21 protein-coding genes are annotated in these 21,879 nt (G+C 71.3%); 5 read left to right on the top strand and 16 right to left on the bottom strand.

All coding sequences use genetic code 11. The annotated features are described in order from the left end of the window. Window positions 1-6: 6 nt before the first annotated feature. The 5 genes from OG522_RS08630 to OG522_RS08650 all read right to left on the bottom strand — a co-directional run bounded on the left by OG522_RS08630 (window position 7) and on the right by OG522_RS08650 (window position 4,872). Window positions 7-861, bottom strand: a complete 855-nt coding sequence (locus OG522_RS08630) for an ATP-binding cassette domain-containing protein (RefSeq protein ID WP_329462348.1) — start codon at window positions 859-861, stop codon at window positions 7-9. Then, entirely contained in the window at window positions 858-1,895 is a 1,038-nt protein-coding gene (locus OG522_RS08635; RefSeq protein WP_329462349.1) for an ABC transporter permease, read from the bottom strand. The genes OG522_RS08630 and OG522_RS08635 overlap by 4 nt, the downstream gene beginning before the upstream one ends. Next, window positions 1,892-2,875 carry a sugar ABC transporter substrate-binding protein gene (locus tag OG522_RS08640; RefSeq protein ID WP_329462350.1) on the bottom strand — a complete coding sequence of 328 codons (984 nt, stop codon included), beginning with the start codon at window positions 2,873-2,875 and terminating at the stop codon, window positions 1,892-1,894. The genes OG522_RS08635 and OG522_RS08640 overlap by 4 nt, the downstream gene beginning before the upstream one ends. Before the next feature lie 128 nt (window positions 2,876-3,003). After that, window positions 3,004-4,008, bottom strand: coding sequence for a substrate-binding domain-containing protein (locus OG522_RS08645; RefSeq protein WP_329462351.1), 1,005 nt, complete (start codon window positions 4,006-4,008; stop codon window positions 3,004-3,006). 144 nt (window positions 4,009-4,152) lie between these two features. After that, on the bottom strand, window positions 4,153-4,872 hold the full coding sequence (locus tag OG522_RS08650; protein WP_329467519.1) for a GntR family transcriptional regulator: 720 nt from the start codon (window positions 4,870-4,872) through the stop codon (window positions 4,153-4,155). Between the two features lie 155 nt (window positions 4,873-5,027). Between OG522_RS08650 and OG522_RS08655 the strand changes: the two genes are divergently transcribed. Together OG522_RS08655 and OG522_RS08660 are read left to right on the top strand one after the other, a co-directional pair. Next, window positions 5,028-6,029: a Gfo/Idh/MocA family protein gene (locus OG522_RS08655; RefSeq protein ID WP_329462352.1), complete on the top strand. Its 1,002-nt coding sequence runs from the start codon at window positions 5,028-5,030 to the stop codon at window positions 6,027-6,029. A gap of 337 nt (window positions 6,030-6,366) precedes the next feature. Next, complete coding sequence (locus OG522_RS08660; RefSeq protein ID WP_329462353.1) at window positions 6,367-7,137, top strand: hypothetical protein; 771 nt, start codon at window positions 6,367-6,369, stop codon at window positions 7,135-7,137. A gap of 1 nt (window position 7,138) precedes the next feature. Here OG522_RS08660 and OG522_RS08665 read toward each other — a convergent pair whose 3' ends face one another. The 3 genes from OG522_RS08665 to OG522_RS08675 are packed head-to-tail and all read right to left on the bottom strand — an operon-like array spanning window position 7,139 to window position 10,244. Further along, a complete protein-coding gene (locus OG522_RS08665; RefSeq protein ID WP_329462354.1) occupies window positions 7,139-8,317 on the bottom strand; it encodes a cytochrome P450 family protein in 1,179 nt (392 codons plus the stop codon). A 23-nt stretch (window positions 8,318-8,340) separates the two neighbouring features. Next, window positions 8,341-9,024: a response regulator transcription factor gene (locus OG522_RS08670; RefSeq protein ID WP_329462355.1), complete on the bottom strand. Its 684-nt coding sequence runs from the start codon at window positions 9,022-9,024 to the stop codon at window positions 8,341-8,343. After that, complete coding sequence (locus OG522_RS08675; protein WP_329462356.1) at window positions 9,021-10,244, bottom strand: sensor histidine kinase; 1,224 nt, start codon at window positions 10,242-10,244, stop codon at window positions 9,021-9,023. Before OG522_RS08675 ends, OG522_RS08670 begins: the two co-directional genes overlap by 4 nt. 146 nt (window positions 10,245-10,390) lie before the next feature. Between OG522_RS08675 and OG522_RS08680 the strand changes: the two genes are divergently transcribed. Beyond that, complete coding sequence (locus tag OG522_RS08680) at window positions 10,391-10,597, top strand: hypothetical protein (RefSeq protein WP_329462357.1); 207 nt, start codon at window positions 10,391-10,393, stop codon at window positions 10,595-10,597. Window positions 10,598-10,670: 73 nt separating this feature from the next. Here the strand turns inward: OG522_RS08680 and OG522_RS08685 are convergent, their stop codons facing one another. The 3 genes from OG522_RS08685 to OG522_RS08695 form a co-directional block, all read right to left on the bottom strand. Further along, window positions 10,671-11,627: an EamA family transporter gene (locus OG522_RS08685; protein ID WP_329462358.1), complete on the bottom strand. Its 957-nt coding sequence runs from the start codon at window positions 11,625-11,627 to the stop codon at window positions 10,671-10,673. Window positions 11,628-11,862: 235 nt separating this feature from the next. Continuing rightward, window positions 11,863-12,489, bottom strand: a complete 627-nt coding sequence (locus OG522_RS08690; protein WP_329462359.1) for a dihydrofolate reductase family protein — start codon at window positions 12,487-12,489, stop codon at window positions 11,863-11,865. A 104-nt stretch (window positions 12,490-12,593) separates the two neighbouring features. Beyond that, complete coding sequence (locus tag OG522_RS08695) at window positions 12,594-13,406, bottom strand: AIM24 family protein (protein ID WP_329462360.1); 813 nt, start codon at window positions 13,404-13,406, stop codon at window positions 12,594-12,596. Window positions 13,407-13,588: 182 nt separating this feature from the next. Here OG522_RS08695 and OG522_RS08700 point away from each other — a divergent pair, with 182 nt between their 5' ends. Next, window positions 13,589-14,329, top strand: a complete 741-nt coding sequence (locus OG522_RS08700) for an SDR family NAD(P)-dependent oxidoreductase (RefSeq protein WP_329462361.1) — start codon at window positions 13,589-13,591, stop codon at window positions 14,327-14,329. A gap of 204 nt (window positions 14,330-14,533) precedes the next feature. Here OG522_RS08700 and alc read toward each other — a convergent pair whose 3' ends face one another. Together alc and allB are read right to left on the bottom strand one after the other, a co-directional pair. Next, entirely contained in the window at window positions 14,534-15,646 is a 1,113-nt protein-coding gene (alc, locus tag OG522_RS08705; RefSeq protein ID WP_329462362.1) for an allantoicase, read from the bottom strand. Between the two features lie 4 nt (window positions 15,647-15,650). Further along, window positions 15,651-16,988: an allantoinase AllB gene (allB, locus tag OG522_RS08710; RefSeq protein ID WP_329462363.1), complete on the bottom strand. Its 1,338-nt coding sequence runs from the start codon at window positions 16,986-16,988 to the stop codon at window positions 15,651-15,653. Between the two features lie 313 nt (window positions 16,989-17,301). Between allB and OG522_RS08715 the strand changes: the two genes are divergently transcribed. Next, on the top strand, window positions 17,302-18,105 hold the full coding sequence (locus tag OG522_RS08715) for an IclR family transcriptional regulator (RefSeq protein WP_329462364.1): 804 nt from the start codon (window positions 17,302-17,304) through the stop codon (window positions 18,103-18,105). A gap of 66 nt (window positions 18,106-18,171) precedes the next feature. Here OG522_RS08715 and OG522_RS08720 read toward each other — a convergent pair whose 3' ends face one another. From OG522_RS08720 to OG522_RS08730, 3 genes are all read right to left on the bottom strand, one after another. After that, window positions 18,172-19,821 (bottom strand): alkaline phosphatase family protein, encoded by a 1,650-nt coding sequence (locus OG522_RS08720; protein ID WP_329462365.1) that lies wholly within the window; start codon window positions 19,819-19,821, stop codon window positions 18,172-18,174. 162 nt (window positions 19,822-19,983) lie between these two features. Next, on the bottom strand, window positions 19,984-20,688 hold the full coding sequence (locus OG522_RS08725; protein ID WP_329462366.1) for an ABC transporter ATP-binding protein: 705 nt from the start codon (window positions 20,686-20,688) through the stop codon (window positions 19,984-19,986). Then, window positions 20,685-21,746, bottom strand: a complete 1,062-nt coding sequence (locus OG522_RS08730) for an ABC transporter permease (RefSeq protein WP_329462367.1) — start codon at window positions 21,744-21,746, stop codon at window positions 20,685-20,687. Before OG522_RS08730 ends, OG522_RS08725 begins: the two co-directional genes overlap by 4 nt. Window positions 21,747-21,879 lie beyond the last annotated feature (133 nt).

Below are 21,879 nucleotides of genomic sequence, written 5' to 3' on the forward strand. Positions count from 1 at the left end.
GCCGGCTCACTCGCCGTCGGTGGGTCCGGCGGGGTCGGCGGGCCCGGTGTCACGCTGGAGTTCGTGGCTGAGTTCTTCTAGTTCGCTGCCGCCCGCCATCTGGCGGGTGAGTTCGTCCAGGGTGATGTCGGCGCGCAGATGGCTGCCGGTCATCGCACCGCGCTTGAGCAGTACGAAGCGGTCCCCGACCAGGTAGGCGTGGTGCGGGTTGTGGGTGATGAGCACCACACCGAGCCCAGCGTCCCGGGCGGCCGCCACGTACTTCAGGACCACCCCGGACTGCTTCACGCCGAGCGCGGCGGTCGGCTCGTCGAGCACGAGGACCTTCGCACCGAAGTACACGGCCCGCGCGATCGCGACGCACTGGCGCTCGCCGCCGGACAGGGTGCCGATCGGCTGGTCCACGTCCCGCAGGTCGATGCCCATGCGCAGGAGCTCGGCGCGGGTGGTGGTCCGCATCTTCTCCACGTCGAGCCGTTTGAAGGGGCCCTTGCCCTTGGTGGGCTCGGAGCCGAGGAAGAAGTTGCGCCACACCGGCATCAGCGCGACCACCGCGAGGTCCTGGTAGACCGTCGCGATCCCCAGGTCCAGCGCCTCGCGCGGATTGCTCAGCGAGACGTCCTCGCCATCGATGCGGAATGCACCGCCGTCGTGCTGGTGCAGGCCCGCGATGATCTTGATGAGGGTGGACTTCCCCGCACCGTTGTCCCCCAGTACGCAGCTGATCTCTCCCGCGTGGACCTGGAGGGAGACCCCTTCGAGGGCGCGGATGTTGCCGTAGTACTTACTGACGTCGTCCAGCTCGACGAGCGCCGTACCCGTGGCCGCGGCTTCGGTGAGGGTGTTCGGGGTGTCGGTCATGCTGTCGCCTCCGCCCGCTTGCGCACCCACGCGTTCAGCAGGGTGGCCAGCAGGAGCATCGCTCCGAGGAAGAACTTGAACCAGTCCGGGTTCCACTCCGCGTAGACGATGCCCTTGCTCGTCATGCCGAAGATGAACGCGCCGACGGCCGATCCGATCGCCGAGCCGTAGCCGCCCGTGATCAGACAGCCGCCGATGACGGCCGCGATGATGTAGATCAGCTCGTTGCCGACCCCCTCACCGGACTGCACCACGTCGAACGAGAACAGCAGGTGCTGGCCCGACACCCACGCCGCGAACGCGACGCCCATATAGAGGCCGATCTTCGTCCTGAACACCGGGACGCCCACCGCGCGGGCCGCGTCCGCCTCACCCCCGACCGCGAAGATCCAGTTCCCGAACCGGGTCCGCAGCAGGATCCACGTCGCCACCGCCACCAGAACCAGCCACCACAGGATGGTGACCTTCAGGTCGACCGAGCCGATCGTCAACTGGGAGGCGAACAGCTTCTTCGCCGAGGAGAAACCCTCCATGTCCGCGATCGACTTCGTGGACACCGTCCCGCTGATCAGCTTGGTGAAACCGAGGTTGAGGCCCGTCAGCATCAGGAACGTACCGAGGGTGATGATGAAGCTCGGCAGCTTCGTGCGGGTCAGCATGAACCCGTTGAAGGCACCGAGGGCCAGGGTGACGAGGAGGGAGACTCCCACTCCCACCCAGACGTTGGCCGTCATCTGGTAGCTGAACATCGACGAGACGAGAGCCGATGTCGTCACCATGACACCGGCCGACAGATCGAACTCGCCGCCGATCATCAGCAGCGCCACCGGCACCGCCATGATCCCGATCGTGGACGCCGCGTACAGGACGGTCGACAGACTGGAGGGCTGCAGAAAGCTTCCGGCGGCGACCGAGAAGAACAGGAACACCGCCGCCGCGCCGACCACCGAGCCCAGCTCCGGCCGGCCCAGCATCTTGCGCCACACCGATCGGCGCAACAACCGCTCGTCCCCGACGATGTCCGTCGCCGTCATCGCGTCCCCCGCTCCGTGTACGCCTTCAGCTGGGCGGCCTGGTCCTTGGTGATGATCTGCGGCCCGGTCAGCACCGGAAGACCGCCGCCGAGCACGTCGGCGTTGTACTTGTACAGCCACAGCAGGTCCACCGCCTCGTACCCCTGGAGGTAGGGCTGCTGGTCGACGGCGAAGCCGAGGGTGCCGGCCTGAAGGGCCGTGGCCACCTTGGCGTTCAGGTCGAAGGTGTCGATCTCGGCGGAGCTGCCCGCCGACTGCTTCGCCTTGTACGCCGTGTCCGCGAAGGGCGCGCCCAGCGTGACCACGGAGTCGATGGAGGGGTCGGCCTGGAGCTTGGCCTCGATGGAGGACTGGACGTCGGGCATGTTGGTGCCGGTGACGTAGAGGTTCTGGACCTCACCGTTGAAGGTCTTCTTCGTTCCCGCGCAGCGCTGCTCGTGGCCTACGTTGCCCTGTTCGTGCAGGACGCAGAGCGCCTTCTTCTTGCCGCGCTTGTTGAGTTCCTCGCCGACGGCCTCGCCCGCGATGGTCTCGTCCTGGCCGATGTGGGTGAGCGCGCCGAACTCCTTGGACTTCTCCGAGCCCGAGTTCACCGTGATCACCGGGATCCCGGCCTTCTCGGCCTTGGCGACGACGTCCTTCATCGCGTCCGGCTTCGCCAGCGTGACGATGATGCCGTCGACCTTCTGGTCGATGGCCGCCTGCACGAACTGTGCCTGCTGCTGGCCCTGGTCGCTGTGCGAGTACAGGAAGTCGATGTTGTCCTTGACGGCTGCCTGCTTGGCGCCGTTCTGGACGATGTCCCAGAAGGTGTCGCCGTCGCCCGAGTGGGTGATCATCGCGATCTTCCAGCGTGGGGTGTTCACCGCGGCCCTGCCCTGGGCCTGCGCGGACTTCCGCGCGTCCTCGGCGCGCTTGCCGCCCGTGCTGCTGCACCCCGCCAAGGAGGCTCCGAGCACCGCTGCCAGCACCGCGCCCATGACGCGTACCCCTGTCCCAACCCTTGCCACGACGCCGTGCCCTTCTTGCTGTACCACCGGGTGCCACCGGGGCTGGTTCAGACCTGCCCCGGCCGCCCAAGTATGGGTCACGCGAGGTCGGCGGGGGATCATCGGGTGCCGCGGGCGGTGTACTTCTCCAGCGCCGGGACGTCCTTCTCAGTGACGATCGCCGGTCCGGTCAGCACCGGCTTCCCGCCGCCGATCACATCCCCGTTGGTCTTGTTCAGCCAGAGCTCGTCGACCGCCAAATAGCCCTGGAGATAAGGCTGTTGATCGACGGCGAAGCCGATCTGCTTCGCCTTGAACTGGCTGACCACGGCCGCGTTCAGGTCGAACGTGTCGATCTCGGCCGAGCTGGCCGCGTCACCCTTGGCCTTCACCGCGGCCGCCGCAATCGGCGCGCCGAGCGTCACCACCGCGTCGATGTCCTTGGCCGACTGGAGCTTCGCCTCGATGGACGAGGTCGACGCGGGCGTGTTGGTGCCGTCCACGTTCAGGTTCTCGACACTGCCCCCGAAGGTCTTCTTCACCCCCGCACAGCGCTGTTCGAGGGAGACGTTGCCCTGCTCGTGGATGACGCAGAGCACCTTCTTCTTGCCGCGCTTGTCGAGCTCCTCACCGACCGCCTCGCCCGCCACGCCCTCGTCCTGGCCTATGTGGCTCAACGCGCCGACCGCCTTGGACACCTCCGCACCCGAGTTGATCGTCACCACCGGGATCCCCGCGTCGACGGCCTTCTTCACGACGTCCTTCAGAGCCTCCGGCTTGGCGAGAGTGACCACGATCCCGTCGACCTTCTGGTCGATGGCCGCCTGCACCAACTGCGCCTGCTGCTGACCCTGATCACTGTGCGAGTACAGGAAGTCCACGTTGTCCTTCGCGGCCGCCTGCTTCGCACCGCTCTGCACGATGTCCCAGAAGGTGTCGCCGTCGCCCGAATGCGTCACCATCGCGATCTTCAGGCGTGGTGTGTTCACCGCCTTGCCGCCGGTCGCGGCCCCGGAGCCGGCGTTCTCGGAGGCCTTCCCCCCGGAGCTGCTGCAGCCGCCGACCGTGAGTGCCAGTGCGGCGGCGACCACGGCCGCCGTGGTCGCCGTGCGGGGTGTGCGCATGGGTTCCGCCTTCTGTCCCGGCCGCCCGGTTGCGGCACGTGAGTTCTAGCGGCGGTTCCGCCACACGGTCAATACTTTGTCCGAACATTCTTACTCAAAGACGTGCTGCTGGCGTCCCGCTTGCGCCCCACCCGCATCCTGCCCTCACGGGCGCACCAGCAGCTGGAACTCGAAGGAGTACCGCGAGGCCCGGTAGATGTGCGAGCCGAACTCGACCGCCCGGCCCGTGTCGTCGAAGGTGGTGCGCTGCATGGTCAGCAGCGGCGCCCCCTCGGTCTCGGTCAGCAGGTCGGCCTCCTGCGCGGTGGCCGCCCGCGCACCGACGGTCTGCCGGGCACTGTGCAGCGTGATGCCCGCACCCCGCATCAGCCGGTAGAGCCCGGTGCCCTCCAGATAGTCGGTGTCCAGCGGGAGCAGCCCGGTCGGCAGGTGGTTGCGCAGCCGCGCCATGGGCTCGCCGTGCGCGTACCGCAGCCGCTCCACCAGGTGTACGTCGCTGCCCTGGGGCACGCCGAGGGCGGCGGCGACCTCGGCGGTGGCCGGCTCGAAGGTGTTGCGAAGGACGGTGGTGGCGGGCTTCTGGCCGGCCGCCTCCAGGTCGTCGAAGAGGCTGCTCAGTTCCAGCGGGCGCTTGACCTGGCTGTGCACGACCTGGGTGCCCACCCCGCGGCGGCGGACCAGGAGCCCCTTGTCGACCAGCGCCTGGATCGCCTGGCGGACGGTGGGTCGGGACAGGCCGAGCCGGTTGGCGAGGTCGATCTCGTTGCCGAGGAGGCTGCCGGGCGTGAGGATTCCCTTCTCGATGGCCGCCTCCAGCTGCTGCGACAGCTGGAAGTAGAGCGGGACCGGGCTGGTGCGGTCCACGCTGAGCTGGAGCGGCTTCGGAAAGTCCACCACGGGTCTGGGCTGCTTGGGCACGAAGCGAGCGTAGTGCGCCGGGGATGTTGACGGGAAGTCGTGAAGTTCGATTGTCAGGACAAACTCTTGACATGATGACGGGCTCCGGCCACGGTGTGCCCATGCGTATCGGACTGATCGGAACTGGACGGATCGGCGCCTTCCACGCGGGAGTACTCGCCCGCCATCCACAGGTCGAGCACCTGGTGGTCGCGGACGCCGACGCCGCGCGGGCCGCCGAGGTGGCCGCGCTGACCGGCGCGAACGCCGTGGACACGGTGGCGGACGCCTTCGCCGGGGTCGACGCGGTGGTGATCGCCTCGGCGACCGCGGCGCACGCCGAGCACATCGCGACGGCCGCCCGCGCCGGGCTGCCCGCCTTCTGCGAGAAACCCGTGTCCCTGGACGTGCCGGGCACGCTGCGGGCGCTGCGGGCGGTCGAGGCCGCGGGCACCGAGCTCCAGCTCGGCTTCATGCGCCGCTTCGACGCGGGCTATGTGCGGGCCCGCGAGCTGGTGCGCTCGGGGCGGCTCGGCCGGCTGCACACCGTGCGGGCCGTCACCTCCGACCCCGCGCCGCCGCCCGCCGCCTATCTGCCGCTGTCCGGCGGGCTCTACCGCGACTGTCTGGTCCACGACTTCGACATCGTGCGCTGGGTGACCGGCCGGGAGGTGACCGAGGTGTACGCGGCGGGCTCCGACGCGGGGCCCGCGATGTTCCGCGCGGCCGGTGACATCGACACGGCGGCCGTCGTCCTCACCCTGGACGACGCCACCCTGGCCACGGCCACGGCCACCCGCTGCAATGGCGCGGGCTACGACGTACGTCTCGAACTGGCCGGTGAGAGCGACCAGTTCGCGGTCGGTCTTGACGACCGCACGCCGCTGACCTCGACCGAGCCGCAGGGTCCGGGCCGTCCCGACAAGCCGTGGACCGGCTTCCTGGAGCGCTTCGCCCCCGCGTACGAGGCCGAGCTCGATGCCTTCGTCCGGCTCGTACGTGGTGAGGCGGACAACCCCTGTGACGGCCGGGACGCGCTGCACGCGCTGCGCATCGCCGAGGCCTGCGAGATCTCGCGCCGCGAACGCCGTCCGGTACGGGTGGCCGAGGTCCCCACCGGCTGAGACCGAACCGGCAGGTGGCGCCCCATGCGCGGTGTCCGGTCCCCGCCCGGTGCGATGAGATCGACAATGTCAACGTCATCGCTGGCCGACGCGGGCCCTTTCCGGACCGTCGGCGGACACGACCCGGGGCGCTTCGGTGCAAACCGAGCGCGTCCACGGTCAGTCAACAGGGTTCGGCGGACGGCGACTTGACGGTGGCCGTGCGCCGCCGGGTTCCGCAAGCCGCCTCGGGAACTGGTCGCGCCACGCCGTCCATCTGTCGTGGAGCGACCGGGCTCCCCCTGGCTCTCCCGTAGCTTAGGGGCCTTCTACGCTGGTCACAGCGAGGGGAGGCAAGGTGCTGAAGCGGTGGTGGTTCCTGGAGGCGCTGCGCCCCGCCGTGCCCGCGCAGCGGTCGCGGGAGATGTCGAAGGAGGCGCAGCAGCGGATCCTGGACGAGTGGGAGGCGGCCCGCGAGCGGCTCGACCGGCTGGTGTCGGCACGGGTGACGGCCGTCGGTGACGTCCTGCGCACCACCGAACTGCCGCTGACCGACGGCCTCATGGCGTCTTCCGTACCCGATCCGCTCGCCCAGGGCGACTGCGCCTGGGCCTTCGACGCGTTTCAGGCGGCGGGCAAGCTCCTCGACGAGGCGGCCGATCTGCCGGATCTCGCGGCGGCGGCGGTTCTCGCCGACCGTGCCCTGGAACGGTTCGCGGCGGTGCACGCGCGGGCGGCCGGGCAGCCGGTGGCCAAGCCCGCCCGCCGGTGTTTCTACAACCCGCTGCACACGACGGCCGAGGAAGGCCACTCCCCCGTGCGCAAACAGCACCGCCGGCAGGCCCGGCGGCGGACCGGGCCGCGGGAGGCGGCGGCCGACCGGCGGCCGGCCTGCCCGGCCTGCCGCAAGGCGATCCTGGCCGGCCAGGCGCCGGACGTCCTGCCCGCGTTGGTGCCGGTGAAGCTGTCGCGGCTGCGGACGGCCCGGGTGCTCGTGCCGTACTACTCGGTGCCGCAGCAGTGGTCGCTGTGGTCGGTCTGCGCCTGCGGGGCGTACGGGGACGAGTGGCCCTCGCTCGTGCTGCGCGGCGAGCACCGCAAGCGGGCGGCGGCTGCGCGCAAGGCGTGAGTCACCAGCGGACCGGCAGGTGGCGTACGCCCCGGATGAGCATGCCGGGCAGCCACTCCAACTGCGCTGGTTCCGCTGCCAGTTGGAGGTCTGGGGTGCGTTCGAGCAGGGTGCGGAGCGCGGTCGCGCCCTCCAGGCGGGCGAGCGGGGCGCCGAGGCAGAAGTGGATGCCATGGCCGAAGGCGAGGTGACCCTGTGGGGGGCGCCGGATGTCGAAGCGGTCCGGGTCGGGGTAGCGGTCCGGGTCGCGGCCGGCCGAGGCGAGGGCGACCAGGACGGGGGCGCCCGCCGGGATGAGGGCGTCGCCGACGAGGACGGGTTCGCGGGCGAAGCGGTAGGTGGCGGTCCCGACGGGTCCTTCGTAGCGGAGCAGTTCTTCGATCGCAGCGTCGATGAGGGTGAAGTCGGCGCGCAGTGCGGCCAGTTGATCGGGGTGGCCGAGCAGGACGCGTACCCCGTTGGAGATGAGGTTGACGGTCGTCTCGTGGCCGGCGACGAGCAGAAGGAAGGCCATGCCGATGAGTTCGTCCTGCGACAGCTGGTCGCCGTCGTCGTGGCGGGCGCGGATCAGGGCGCTCAGCAGGTCGTCGGCGGGGCGGGTGCAGCGTTTGTCCTCGATCAGCCCGACCAGGTACTTGCCGATCTCGCGCACCGCGGTGTTGTCGTTCACGGTCGGGGCGACCGCCTCGTTGGACAGGACGCGGAAGGCCTCCTGGTCGAGGTCGGGCACGCCGAGCAGTTCGCAGATCACGGTCATCGGCAGGGGGAAGGCGAGCGAGTCGACCAGGTCGGCGGTGCGGTCGGGGGCGGCCAGCATGGTGGTGACGAGCTGGTCGGTGATCTCCTGCACGCGGGGGCGCAGCGCTTCGATGCGGCGCGGGGTGAACTCCCGCGCCACCAGTTTGCGCAGCCGGGTGTGCTGCGGCGGGTCGGTTTCCAGCATGTTGGCGCTGACCGGCAGTTCGACGTAGCCCTCTTCCGCGATGGCTCGCCAGTCCTTGGAGAGACGGGGGTCGCCGAGCGCGGACCGCGCCTCCTCGTGCCCGACGATCAGCCAGACGTCGCCTCCGGCCGGAGTGCGGACCAGATGCGCGGGCCCGGCCGCACGCAGCTTGGCGTAGACCGGGTACGGATCGGCGTTGAACTGCTCGGCGTGTTCGCTCAGGTCGATGACGGGCATGGTCCGCCTTCCCTCGGTTCGCTTCAGCCTACGTCGTCGCCGCTCTCGTCGAGCAGACCGGCGTCATGCACCAACAGGGCGATCTGCACACGGTTGTTGAGGCGCAGCTTGGCCAGGACACGGGACACGTGGGTCTTCACGGTGGGCACGCTGAGATACAGCCGGGCGGAGATCTCGGCGTTCGACTGGCCGCGTCCGACGGCCACGGCGACCTCCCGTTCGCGCTCGGCGAGCAGCGCGAGGCGGCTGCGGGCCCGCGCCGTCCGGTCGCCGGGTGCGACGGCGCCGCCCGACACCTGGGTCATCAACTGCCGGGTGACGGCGGGCGAGAGCACGGGGTCTCCGGCGAAGACGCGGCGTACGGCCGCGACGATCTCGGCGGGCGGGGTGTCCTTGAGGACGAATCCGGCGGCTCCGGCCCGCAGCGCCCGCAGCACCTGCTCGTCGGCGTGGAAGGTGGTCAGGACGATCACCTCGGGCGCGTCGGGGCGGGCCCGCAGCGTCTCGGTGGCGGTGAGGCCGTCGACGTGGGGCATGCGGATGTCCATGAGCACGACGTCCGGTCTTAGTTCCAGGGCGAGTTGCTCGATTCCGGAGCCGTCGGCGGCCTCGCCGACGATCTCGATGTCCTCGGCGCCGCCGAGCATGAGGGTGAGTCCCGCGCGGACCAGGGGGTCGTCGTCGACGAGGAGCAGCCGGATGGTCATGAGGGCCACGGTAGCCAGGCCTCCACCGCGAAGGAGCCGTCGGGCGCGCGCCCGTGGCAGAGCCGGCCGCCGGCCAGGGTGGCGCGTTCGGTGAGGCCGATGAGGCCCTGCCCCGATCCCGGCACCTCGGGTACGGTGCCGACGGGTGCGGGGTTGCGTACCTCGACGGCGAGCCCCTCGCCCGGCCGGCCCGTCACGGTGACGGTGACCTCGGCGCCCGGCGCGTGCTTGCGGGCATTGGTGAGGGCTTCCTGGGCGATGCGGTAGGCGTTGCGGCCGGTGGCGACCGGTACGTCGGCGGCGTCCGGGATGCGGCGGTCCAGGACGACCTTCATCCCGGCCGCGCGGGACTCCGCGACCAGGGCGTCGAGGGTGGCGAGGGTGGGCTGCGGCCGGTCGTCGGCGCCCTCGCCGGGGCTGCGCAGTACGCCGATGATCTGCCGCAGGTCCTGGAGCGCCTCGTGTGCGCTGTCCCGGATGATCCCGGCCGCTCGGGCGACCTCGGCGGGCGGCGCGTCGGGCCGGAATTCGAGGGCGCCCGCGTGGACCGAGAGCAGGGTGAGGCGGTGGGCGAGCACGTCGTGCATCTCACGGGCGATGGCCTCGCGGGCGAGCCGCTGGGCGTTCTCGGCCCGCAACGCGGCCTCGGTCTCGGCGCGGGTCGCCCGCTCGCGCAGGGCCAGGACGAGCTGACGCCGGGAGCGTACGAGCATGCCCCAGGCGGTGACCAGCAGGATGAACACCGTGCCCGCGATGGCGTTGGTGAGCAGACTGGTGGTGGGGTCGGGGCGCAGCACGGGCTGGAACACCGAGGTCACCACGGCGAGGCTGCTGACGGCGAGCACGACGGGCTTGAACGGCCGGTGCACGGCGAGACTGAACAGGGCGACCAGGACGGCCCCGGAGGCGACGGGCGCGCCGAGCGACACGAAGACGAGCACCACGGCGAGCCCCACCGGCCAGCGCCGCCGCAGCCACACCGCGCAGCAGGCCAGCGCGCCCACCAGCTGGTCGAGCGCCATGACGGTGTCGGAGTACCCGGGCGTGGAGTGCATCGCGTCGGCGGCGAGCATCCCGATCAGGGCGGCGCCGAGGAAGGCGCACAGGTCGACGGCCCAGTCGCGCACGGTGCGCCGCGGCCGGGCCCGGTCGCCGGGCAGCTCGGGGTCGGCCACCGCCGAGGGCAGCAGCCAGCGGAACTCGGGTCCGGCTCGTGTCATGTCGACAAAGTTACGCAGCGCGGCGGCCGAGCGGCGGGTGGCGGGCGCGGGACGCTACCAAAGTCGCTCGGTCGCAGACTTTGGACGCGCCTGCGGTGTCCCGATGGCCGACGCGACGGCCCGGCCGGTCGGCGCAGGCTCGGCCCATGAGGAAATTCCTGGAGGTCGCCGGGGTCGTTCTGCTGGTCCAGGGCGTGGGCGGCCTGCTCCACGAGTGGACCGGCTGGTTCGGTCTGTGGACGGTGGTGCACCGGCCCAACGCTCTGGCGGGCCATGAGATCTTCGCGAGTGTCGTGCTCGCGGTGGCGGGTGTGGCGGTGCTGATCGCGGCGGAGCGGGGTGTGAAGAGGTAGCCACGGCCGGTGCGCCCGGGGCAGGAGGAAGGGGCTGCGGGCCTCCCCTGTTGCCCGAGGCGTGAGGGAGTGGTCAGGCTCCCGCGGCCCGGCGCCCCAGGGCCGTGCCCGCGAGGACGAGGACCGCGCCCAACAGGCCGAGGGCGCCCAGGCGTTCGCCGCCCAGGGCGATGCCGGCCGCCGCCGCCCAGAGGGGCTCGGTGCCCAGCAGCAGGCTGACGCGGGACGGGGAGGTGCGACGGACGGCCCACATCTGCACGAAGAACGCGAAGAGCGTGCAGAACACGGACAGGAAGAGCAGCCCCGTCCACTCGCGCACGCCGAAGTCCGCGGCCACGGTCCAGGGCGCGCCTCCCGTGCCGGGCACGGCGGCGAGCACGGCGAACACCCCGACTGCGCCGCCGAGTTGGACGGTGGTCAAGGAGAGCGAGTCGGCGTCCTGGACCGCCTTGATGCGGGCCATGAACAGGACGTGCGCGGTACGGGCCAGCGCGGCGAGCAGCATCAGGAGGTCGCCCGCCGAGGGGGCGGTGAAGCCGCCGCCCTGGGTCAGCAGGACCACGCCCGCCACCGAGAGGGCCGCAGCGCCGAGGAAGGCCCGCGGCGGCCGGGTGGGGGTCCCCCCTGCTCGAGCGAAGCCGAGAGCTTGGGGGCGCGTGACGGCCGCCTCGGCGAGCGGAGTGAAGATCATGGTGAGGCTGATGATGAGCCCGGCGTTGGTCGCCGAGGTGTGCACGACGCCGTACGTCTCCAGGAGGAAGATCCCGCTCAGTACGAGGCCGAGCAGTCCCGCGCCGCGCCACTGGGCGGCGGTCAGCGAGCGCAGCCCACGCCACCCGGCGACCGCGAGGACCGGCAGTACGAGCGCGAAGCGCAGCACCAGGACGGCGACCACGGTCCGGGCGGTGGTGATGTCCTTCGCGGCGAGGTAGCTGGCGCCCCAGACGACGGCCACCAGGAGAACGGGCAGGTCGGTGAGCCAGGCGCGGCGCGGGGCGAATGTGGCGGAGGGTACGGCGAGCGACGACACGGGTCCGGTCTCCAGACGGCCTGAGGCGTGGAGACGACGGCGGCTCGCACGGGGAACGATCACCGTACCCGGGCGGGACCAGGGCGGGAAAGGCCGTTTCACCGGCCGCCCACCAGGGGTCATCGGTCGCCCACCGGCACTCACCGGACCGGCCGCTCACCGGCACTCACCCGGCCGTCCGCCGGGATTCACCGGACCGGCCGCCCACCGGGATTCACCCGCCGCCCGCCGCGATTCACTGGTCCAGTTCGAAGCTCCCGTGCCGGGGCCGGCCCGCCGGGCGGTAGTTGTTGACCGAGACCCCGGTGCTGGAGGTGCGGGAGTCGGTGAGCTCGAAGGAGGTGGGCAGGGCACCGTCGGCGAACAGCCGCCGTCCCTGGCCGAGGACCACCGGGAAGGTCCACAGCCGGTACTCGTCGATGAGTTCGTGCCGCATCAGGAACTGGGCGAGGACGCCGCTGCCGTGCACCTGGAGCTCGCCGCCCGGCCGGTCCTTGAGCGCCTGGATCCCCTTGACCACGCCGTCCTCGTTCCCGCAGACGACGGTGGTGTTCTGCCAGGCGGGGTGGTCGAGCGTGTTGGAGACGACGTACTTGGGGAGGTGGTTGAGGCTGCGCGCGACGGGGTCGTCCGGGTCGGTGACGCGCGGCCAGTGCGCGGAGAAGATGTCGTACGTGCGCCGGCCGAGCAGGAAGGCGTCCGCGCGGCCGATCCATTCGGTCACGTACCGCCCCAGGTCCTCGTCCGCGAAGGGGACCAGCCAGCCGCCGTGTTCGAAGACCCCGCTGCGGTCCTCGGAGGGACCCCCGGGTGCCTGCATGACCCCGTCGAGGGTGAGGAAGGTGGTGATGGTGAGCTTCATGGCCCGATCCTTTCGCCGGGTCCGGATCCGGCGTGGGGCGCCACGCCGCTGTCACCGACTGAGACCCGGCGCCCCGGCCGAACTCATCGGCGCGGCCGCGACCGTCACCCCGCGTGGGTGGAGAAGAGCCCGCCGGTGGGACCCTGCTTGTCGCCGCCCTGGGCCTTCTTGAGGGCGTTCGCCAGGCCTTCGATGGTCAGGGACTGGAGTATGACGCGGCCGTTGCCCTCCAGGGTGGCGAGCGAGAGGCCCTCGCCGCCGAAGACGGCGTTCATGAGGCCCTGGCGGTTGAGGCCGCCGATGCGCTGCACCCCGTACTCGATGCCTTCCTCGAAGGCGACGATGCAGCCCGTGTCGACCTCGATGCGGCCACCGAAGTCGGCCGGATTGAGGTCGATGAAGTTGCCCGCACCGCAGATGATCACGGTGCCGGTGCCGGTGAACTTCTCCAGGATGAAGCCCTCGCCGCCGCTCATGCCGGTGCGGCCGCCCTGGAAGGCGATGCCGAAGTCGACGGTGGACTCGGCGGCCACGAAGGCGTCCTTCTCGGCGAACCAGGCGCGGTTTCCGGTGAGTTCGAGGGCGCGCATCTCGCCGGGCAGCACGCCGGCGAAGCCGACGGTGCCCTCGCCGCCGGTGGAGGTGAAGTACTGGAAGGCGAGCGATTCACCGGCGAGCGCGCGCTGGCCGACCTGCATGGCGGTGCCCATGGCCTGGCGCAGCATGCCCCCCATGCCGCCGCCCTGGTCCGCTTGGCCGCTGCGGCCGCGGTCGGGTCCGGACAGGCGCGTCTCCATGCTGACGTTGGCCGTCTTGAACAGGAACTTGCCCGCCTCGCAGTACACGGTCTGGCCGGGGGTGAGGTTCACGACGGCCATCTGCATGGCGTTGCCGACGATCTCTTGCTGAAGGGTCACGGCCGGGTCTCCTGAGTGCGCGGGGTGCTTGCCGCTGGTCAACGTACGACACGAAGTGCCGGGTTCCGAGAGCCGGGCCTCGGCGTCCGATGACCGCCAGCGCGGGGGTGCGGAGGCCGCTTTCCTTGAACCCGCAACCACTACTGGTCACCGGCCGAACGGCCGACGGGGAAGGACCCATCATGAACGCGCTCAACGGCAAGAAGGCCCTGGTCACGGGCGGCAGCCGGGGCATCGGGGCAGCCATCGCGGTGCGGCTCGCCCAGGAGGGCGCCGATGTCGCCGTCACCTACGTACAGGGCGAGGAGGGCGCCCGGGAGGTCGTCGCGAAGATTGAGGCGATGGGGCGGCGCGGGGTCGCGCTGCGCGCGGACCTGGCGCTGGCCGAGGACGCGGTGGCCTCGGTCGAGCGGGCCGAACAGGCCCTCGGCGGTCTCGACGTCCTGGTCAACAACGCGGGGGTCGGGGTGCTCGGGCCGCTCGGCGACATCACGCTCGGCGATGTCGACCGGGTGCTCGCGGTGAACGTGCGCGGCGTCTTCCTCGCCTCCCGGACGGCGGCGGCCCGCATGCCGCACGGCGGCCGGATCGTCACGATCGGCAGCTGCATGGCCCAGCGGGTACCGGGCCCCGGCGGCACGCTGTACGCGATGAGCAAGGCGGCGCTCATCGGGCTCACGAAGGCGCTGGCGCGGGAGCTGGGGGGCCGCGGCATCAACGCGACCCTGGTGCACCCGGGCCCCATCGACACCGACATGAACCCGGCGGACGGACCGACGGCACCGGCGCAGAGCGCACTGACGTCGCTCGGGCGGTACGGGGTGGCGCAGGAGGTCGCCTCGATGGTGGCGTACCTCGCCGGGGCGGAGGCGTCGTACGTGACGGGCGCCGAGCTGACGGTGGACGGCGGGTACGCGGCGTAACGCCCGCCGGCCTCCACCCGGGCCCGTGGCAGCGGCAAAATCGTGCGGCCCCCGCCCTTCGGGCCTCGGTGCGTCGAGGGACGGAGCCCCGGGGCCTGGGGCCGGTGGGAGAAACAACGCGAGGCACCCCGGTGCTGTCGGGTCGGGGTGCCTCGCGTCGGCGGGCGGGTGTCGTGCCGCCCTGTCATGGGGGAACGGACAGGCTCAGCCGCCCAGTTCCTGGTGGCGGGCGGTCAGCCGCGCCGCGCCCTCGGCCGTGAGCGAGCCGAACAGCCGCAGGCGCGAGATGCCGCCGTCGGGGAAGATGTCGATGCGGACGTGGCTGCCCACCGCGGGGGTGTCGAGCACGAAGCGGTGGTTCGTGTCGGGCTGCAACCGGGTGCGCGGCAGGACTTCGGTCCACTCGCCCGAACCGTCGGAGACCGAAAGCGCCGCCCAGCCCGCCGAGTTGCCCTTGAGGTACGCCGTGTCGATCTCGACCGCGCGGATCTCGGACCGCGCGACGAGCTGGTAGCGGATCCAGTCGTTGCCCTTGTCGCGGCGCCGCCGGGTCTCCCAGCCGTCGTCCATCTTGCGGGAGCGGCCCGGCTGGATGGTGTTGGTGGCGGGCGAGTAGAAGCGGTCGGAGGCGTCCTCGACCCGGCCGCCGTTCTCCAGCGCGACGAGGTCGAAGGTGCCGAGCACCCCGAGCCACTTGGGGTCGGGCGCGACCTCGCCGTACACGCGCAGGCGGGCCACACCGCCGTCCGGGTGCTGGTTGAGCCTGAGGTGGGTGAAGCGCTGCTCCACGTCCACCGCGAAGCCGTTGGCCGCGTGCCCGCCAACTGCCGTACGGGGTACGAGAGTTACCCACTTCACGTCGCCGGACAGGAGGTCCTCGGGCGATGGGGAGCCGGGCACCGAGGCCGCCTCGACCGACACCGCCTGCGGGTAGTTGCCGCGGAAGTGCGCGGTGTCGACGACGATGCCGCGGATGACGCCGGGCGCGCCCAGGCGGATGAGCGCCCAGTCGTGGTCCTCGTCGGTGGGGTGCGGCCGGTCGGCCGAGACACCGCGGCGACGGCGGGTCTCCCAGCCGTCCATGATCTTGCCCTTGTGCCCGAAGTGCTCGGGGTCGAACTCGGCGGGCTCGGGCTTGAGCAGGTTCTCGCGCTCGGCGAAGAACTCGTCGTTCGCGGCGATCACGCCCGCGCCCAGGCGCCGGTCGGCGAGGTCGGCGTACTGAGTGAAGCCGAAGTCGGCGGTGCGGTAGTCCGCGTACGGGTCGCCGCCGCCGAAGGGGCTGGCGTCACCGGTGAAGGAAGGCGGGGTGCTCACGGTGTCAGTTGTTCCTTTCGAGCAGGCGGCCGGTGGGCTCGGCGATGACGCCGTCGTGCTGGATGCGCTCGCCGCGCAGCCAGGTCGACTTGACGACACCGTGCAGCGTCTTGCCGGCGTAGGCGGTGACGTGGTTGCGGTGCTGGAGTTCGGCGGGGTCCACGGTGAAGGTCTCGTCGGGGGCGAGCACCGCGAAGTCTGCGTCGCGCCCGGATTCGATGGCGCCCTTCTGCGACAGGCCCACCAGGTCGGCGGTCGCGGTGGACATCCAGCGGACCACGTCCTCCAGGCTGTGGCCGCGCCTGCGGGCCTCGGTCCAGATCGCGGGCAGGCTGAGCTGGAGACCGGAGATGCCGCCCCAGGCGGTGGCGAAGTCGTCGGTCTTCAGCTCGACGGTGGACGGCGAGTGGTCGGTGACGATGCAGTCGATCGTGCCGTCGGCCAGCGCCTGCCACAGCAGGTCCTGGTTGGCGGCCTCGCGAATCGGCGGGCAGCACTTGAACTCGCTTGCCCCGTCCGGGACTTCCTCTGCCGTCAGGGTGAGGTAGTGCGGACAGGTCTCCACGGTGAGCTTGACGCCCGCGCGCTTGGCGGCGGCGATCAGCGGCAGGGCGTCCGAGGACGACAGGTGCAGGATGTGCACGCGGGTGCCGATCCGCCTGGCCGCGGCGATGAGGCCCTCGATCGCGGCGTTCTCGGAGACCTTCGGCCGGGTGGCGAGGTAGTCGGCGTACTTGGGGCCGGTCAGGTGCGGGGCGGCGTCGAGCTCGTGCGGGTCCTCGGCGTGGATGATCATCAACCCGTCGAACCCGGCGATCTCGGCCAGCGAGCGCTCCAGCTGCTCCTGGTTCAGCTCGGGGAACTCCTCGACCCCGGACGGTGACAGGAACGCCTTGAAGCCGAAGACGCCCGCCTCGTGCAGGGCCTTGAGGTCCTTGACGTTGTCGGGCAGCGCGCCGCCCCAGAAGCCGGTGTCGATGTGCGCCTTGCTCGCGGCGACCTCCTGCTTGACGCGCAGGTTCTCGACCGTGGTGGTGGGCGGCAGCGAGTTGAGGGGCATGTCGATGAGGGTGGTGATGCCACCGGCGGCGGCCGCGCGGGTGGCGGTCCAAAAGCCCTCCCACTCGGTGCGGCCGGGGTCGTTCACGTGCACATGGGTGTCGACGATGCCGGGCAGCAGCACGTCGTCACCGAAGTCCTCCAGGCGTGCACCGGCCGGGACGTCGGCCTCGTACGGCAGTACGTCGGCGATCTTCCCGTCGGCGACGGCGACAGACGCCGGGCGCGTCCCCTCGGGGGTGATGACGCGTGTCGAGCGCAGTACCAGGTTGACTTCGGACACCCGAGCCCCTCACTTCCAGCGGAATCTTTCCGTACCCCGGAATTTCAACGATCTGTTGAAGGAGTTTGCGCGCTCGCCGACGAAACCGTCAAGAGTGGCCGAGAGGTGACCACCGACACGGACGCGAGACTTGGAGGTTTCCACAGAATGGAATTAGAATTTCACCAAGCAGAATGTAGGTATCGCCACGGGGTGCGGTGAACGAACGGACAAACCCGCTCCGACCGGCCTGGACGCCCGACCTCTCCAGGGTAGGACGGACAACCGCCCGATAGGCTGCTCCCTCGCCTGCCAGTACCGAAAGGAACGCGCCGTGCCGACGTCAAGCGCCAGCACCACCGACGCCTCCAAGCCATCCGCCACCGGCGGAGGCGTCCAGTCCCTCGAGCGCGCCTTCGACCTTCTTGAGCGGATGGCCGACGCCGGGGGCGAGGTCGGCCTCAGCGAGCTCTCCGCGAGCAGCGGCCTACCCCTGCCGACCATCCACCGTCTGATGCGTACGCTCGTGGCCTGCGGCTACGTACGCCAGCAGGCCAACCGGCGCTATGCGCTCGGTCCGCGCCTCATCCGCCTCGGCGAGTCGGCGTCCCGGCTGCTCGGTACCTGGGCCCGGCCGTATCTCACCCGGCTCGTGGAGGAGACCGGCGAGACCGCGAACATGGCGCTGCTCGACGGCGACGAGATCGTGTACGTGGCGCAGGTGCCCTCGAAGCACTCGATGCGGATGTTCACCGAGGTCGGCCGCCGGGTGCTGCCGCACTCCACGGGCGTGGGCAAGGCGCTGCTCGCGCACACTCCGCCGGAGGAGGTCCGCGCGCTGCTCGCCCGCACCGGCATGCCGGCCGCGACCGAGAAGACGATCACGACTGCGGACGGCTTCCTCGACGCCCTTGAGCAGGTGCGCCGGGCCGGGTACGCGGTGGACGACAACGAGCAGGAGATAGGGGTGCGCTGCCTCGCGGTGTCGGTGCCCAACTCCCCCACCGCGGCGGCCATTTCGATCTCGGGCCCGGCCGGCCGGGTCACCGAGGCGGCCACCGACAGGATCGTCCCGATCCTCCAGGGCATCGCCCAGGAGCTCTCGACGGCGCTGGCGAACACGGGCGCCCAGGCCTGAGTCCCGATCCCCGAAACCCCCGGCGGTGCTGAGCACCGCCGGGGGTTTCTGGTGCCGGGGCCCGGGTCAGCGGACCGGCAGCACGCGGGTGTGTTCGCGGCGTACGGCCTGGAGGTCCTGCGGGTCCAGGCCGAGCAGCGCCAGGATGGTGGGCGCGATCTGGGTGGTGCGGACGCGGTGCGCGTCGCGCACTCCGGCCGGGGTGCCCGCGCCGGAGACCACCAGCGGGACGTCGAGGTCGTCGGCGTTGGCACCGCCGTGCTCGGCGATCTTCTTGGTGCCGCCGGTGTAGACGACGCCGTCGCGGGCGATGCCGAAGAGGTCGGGGACCCGGGCGTCACCGGTCGGCACCCCGAAGTACCGGGCCGCTTCCCTGCCCGCGTACACCTTGGTGAGACCGCTCGCGGTGAAGGGCTTCGGCTTGGCGTCGATGTCGGTGCCGTTGCCGTTCTGGGCGAGCAGGTACGCCTTCGCGAAGTCGGCGGCGCCCTGCGTGTGGTCGTTCAGCCACAGCAGCACGCCGTCGTCGTCCGCGGAGTGTGCGACGAGGTCGCCGGCACCCGGGTGGGCCTTCTTCCAGGCCGCGTTCAGACCGGCGAGCAGCGGCGCGTCGTCGATGCGGGTCAGCGCGGCCGGGTCGGTCGGCGACTGGCCGTGCTTGGCGGACAGCACGACGGTCGTGCTGCCGTCGAGGTGGCGGGCCTTCAACTCGGCGACCAGTGAGCCGACTTCGGCGTCCACGAAGCCGATGCTCTGCTCGACCAGCGGTCCGGGCACGCCCTTGGTCGCGTAGCCGCCCTTGAGGCCGTCGGACGCGGGCAGCTTCTGCGCGGTCGAAACCGACTGGAAGTTCAGGCCGAACACCGCCGGGGTGCCGGTGCGGTGGGCGCGGCTGTGGTCGTATCCGTCGATCTCGTTGCGGACGGCCTGGACCTTGTAGTGGTCGTACTGCTGCGTCGCCTTGTTGTCCTTGGTCCAGTCGGCGCCCTTGGCGTAGCCGATGGCGTCGGAGTTGATCTCGGGCGTGAAGAGATCCTGGATGCCGTTGCCCGAGGGCCCGTCGAGGATGTCGTACGCGGCGTGCTTGTCCGACCAGGCGGTCCGCAGACCTGCCTGGCGGGCCACGTCGAAGACGGTGTTGACGCGCAGGTAGGAGTGCGGGGCGACCGGCTTGCAGGTCTTCGGGTCGACGGGCAGCGCGGCCGGGTTCAGCAGCGTCTGCGGGTGGCCGGTCATCTTCAGGATGCTGCCGGGCAGCCCGGTCAGGCCCTGGCCGGCGTCGAGGGCCGACTTGTCCTTGTCGAGGTCCTCGGTGAGGTCGACCTCGGCGCCCGGCTTGGCGCTCTCGCAGTCCGTGGTGCCGGCCGGGAGCAGGGTGCGGTCGTAGGAGTCGTCGTAGTAGACCCCGGTGGTACCCGGGCCGCCGCCGGTGACCTGGGCGGTCATGCCGGGGAAGGAGTCCGAGGGAGTGGTGGTGCTCGCGTGCGTGTACTGCACGCCGCCGTGCACGAGCCGGGCGAGCGGGGACTGCGGGTGCTGGGCGGTGTAGCGGTCGAGGTCGGCCTGGTGTAGTCCGTCGACGGAGATGAGCAGGACGTGCTGGGCGGCGGCTCGGTGCTGGCGCGCCGGGGTGGCGTCGGCGTGCAGCACGGTCGTTCCGGCGAGCGCGCCGGCCGCGCCGAACGTGGCGGCCAGCCTCAGGAGCGAGCGGTTCACAGGTATCCCCTGACATTGGTGGAACCGGGGTTTGGGGGGTGCGCGCTCATGAGTAGTGGCGGCTCGTGTACCACCGGCCGCTCGGGGGTGAACGTCCGGCGCACGGGGGGTATGGAGCGCCCCATGCGCCGTCCAATGTTGTGCCGGGCGGATCCGCGGCCTTCAGCTCGCGACCGCCCGCGCCTGGCTCAGATGACCGTCGGCCATGGTCACCACGGCGTCCATCCGCTCCAGGTGGGCGCGGTCGTGGGTGACCAGGACGGTGGCCGTGCCGCGTTCGCGGGTGAGCGTGACGAGCAGGTCGAGTACCGCGGCACCCCGATCGTGGTCGAGGGCGCTTGTGGGCTCGTCGACCAGGAGCACGGCGGGGTCGTTCATGAGGGCGCGGGCGATGTTGACGCGCTGGCGCTGACCGCCGGAGAGCTGGTGCGGGCGGCGGTGGGCCTCGGCGGTGAGGCCGACGGCGGCGAGGAGTTCCAGGGCGCGCCCCCGTGCCTCGCGCGGCCTGCGGCCCGCGAGGTGGGCCATCACCTGGAGCTGTTCGGCGGCCGTGAGCGAGGGCAGCAGGTTCGGCTGCTGGAAGACGATGCCGATGGTGTCGCGGCGCAGCGCCGCCTTCTCGGCCGGGCCGAGCGCGCCGGTTTCGGTGCCGGCCACGACGACGCGTCCGCGGTCCGGGGTGACCAGCGTCGCGGCGACCGCGAGCAGGCTGGACTTGCCGGATCCCGAGGGGCCGACGCAGGCCGTCACGGTGCCCGCCTCGACGGAAACCGACACACAGTCGAGCGCGGTGAGGCGGTCTTCGCCGTCGGGATAGGTCAGGGTGATGCCGTCGAGCAGGAGGGGCGGGGTCGAAGCGGGGTTCATCGGGCACTCCCGAGCGCGGTCAGCGGGTCGACGGCGGTGATGCGCCGGATGGACAGGGCGGCGCCGATCACGCCGAGGACGATCAGGACGGCGGCCGGCGTGAGCGTGGTGGCGAGGTCGAGGACGAAGGGCACCGCGTCGCCGACCAGGCCCCCGGCGAGCGAGGCGAGCCCGGTGCCGACGAGCGTTCCCGCGACGAGCATCAGCACGGCCTGCCCGAGCGCGTCCTTCAAGAGGTACGGCGTCGAGGCGCCGAGCGCCTTCAGTACGGCGATGTCTCCGCTGCGCTGGATCGTCCACACGGTGAAGAACGCGCCGACGACGAGCGCCGAGATGACGAAGAGGAAACCGCGCATCAACTGAAGCGAGCCGTTCTCGGCCTGGTAGGACGGCAGCGCGGAGAGCGCGCCGGAGAGCGTCAGGCTCGTCGTGCCGAATTCCTTGTCGAGGGCGGCGAGGTCGGCGCCGGCACCGAGGGTGAGCGCGACGACCGTCGCGGGGGCGTCCTCCGCCAGCGCCGTCCATACGACAGGGGTGTGGCTGTAGGAGTCCTCGCCCGTCACCGCCGCCACGGTCAGCGCCCGGCCGCCCAGCGTCACGGTGTCGCCCGCCTTCGCGGCCAGGGCCTCGGCCGCGCCCTCGGAGAGGACGACGGATCCGGGGCGCACCGCCGAGGACGCGGGGGTCGAGCCGGGCGCGAGGTTTGATCCCGGTGTGACGGCGAAGGACGAGACGGCCGCCGTGCGGTCGCCCGCCTTCGCGTTCAGGGTGGAGATGGCGAGCGGCTGGGCGTCGCGCACCCCGGGAGCCTGCCGCCACTTGTGCCAAGTACCGCTTGGCACAACGGAGTTGGTGAAGGACGCCGACTGTCCGGACGGTGGGGCGGCGAACGCGAGCCGGTCGGCGGGCAGCGCGCTGACGGCCGAGGTGTTGTCCCTTGCCAGCCCGGCGGTGAGCCCGGAAAGCAGCCCCACCAGCAGGGTGATGAGCACCACGACCGTACCCATCAGCGCGAACCGGCCCTTGGCGAACCGGAGGTCTCTCCATGCGACGAACATGGGGCCAAGCCTTCCGGCCGGAGCCCGCCGCCACATCGCGCGGCGGGATGCACGGGCGGTATCGAAGGATGCATCCGCACATCAAACTTTCGGTTGACCGGGACCGCCCGCCTCCCCCGTACGCTGGAAGGCC

The sequence above is a fragment of the Streptomyces sp. NBC_01431 genome, assembly GCF_036231355.1.
Lineage (GTDB): Bacteria > Actinomycetota > Actinomycetes > Streptomycetales > Streptomycetaceae > Streptomyces.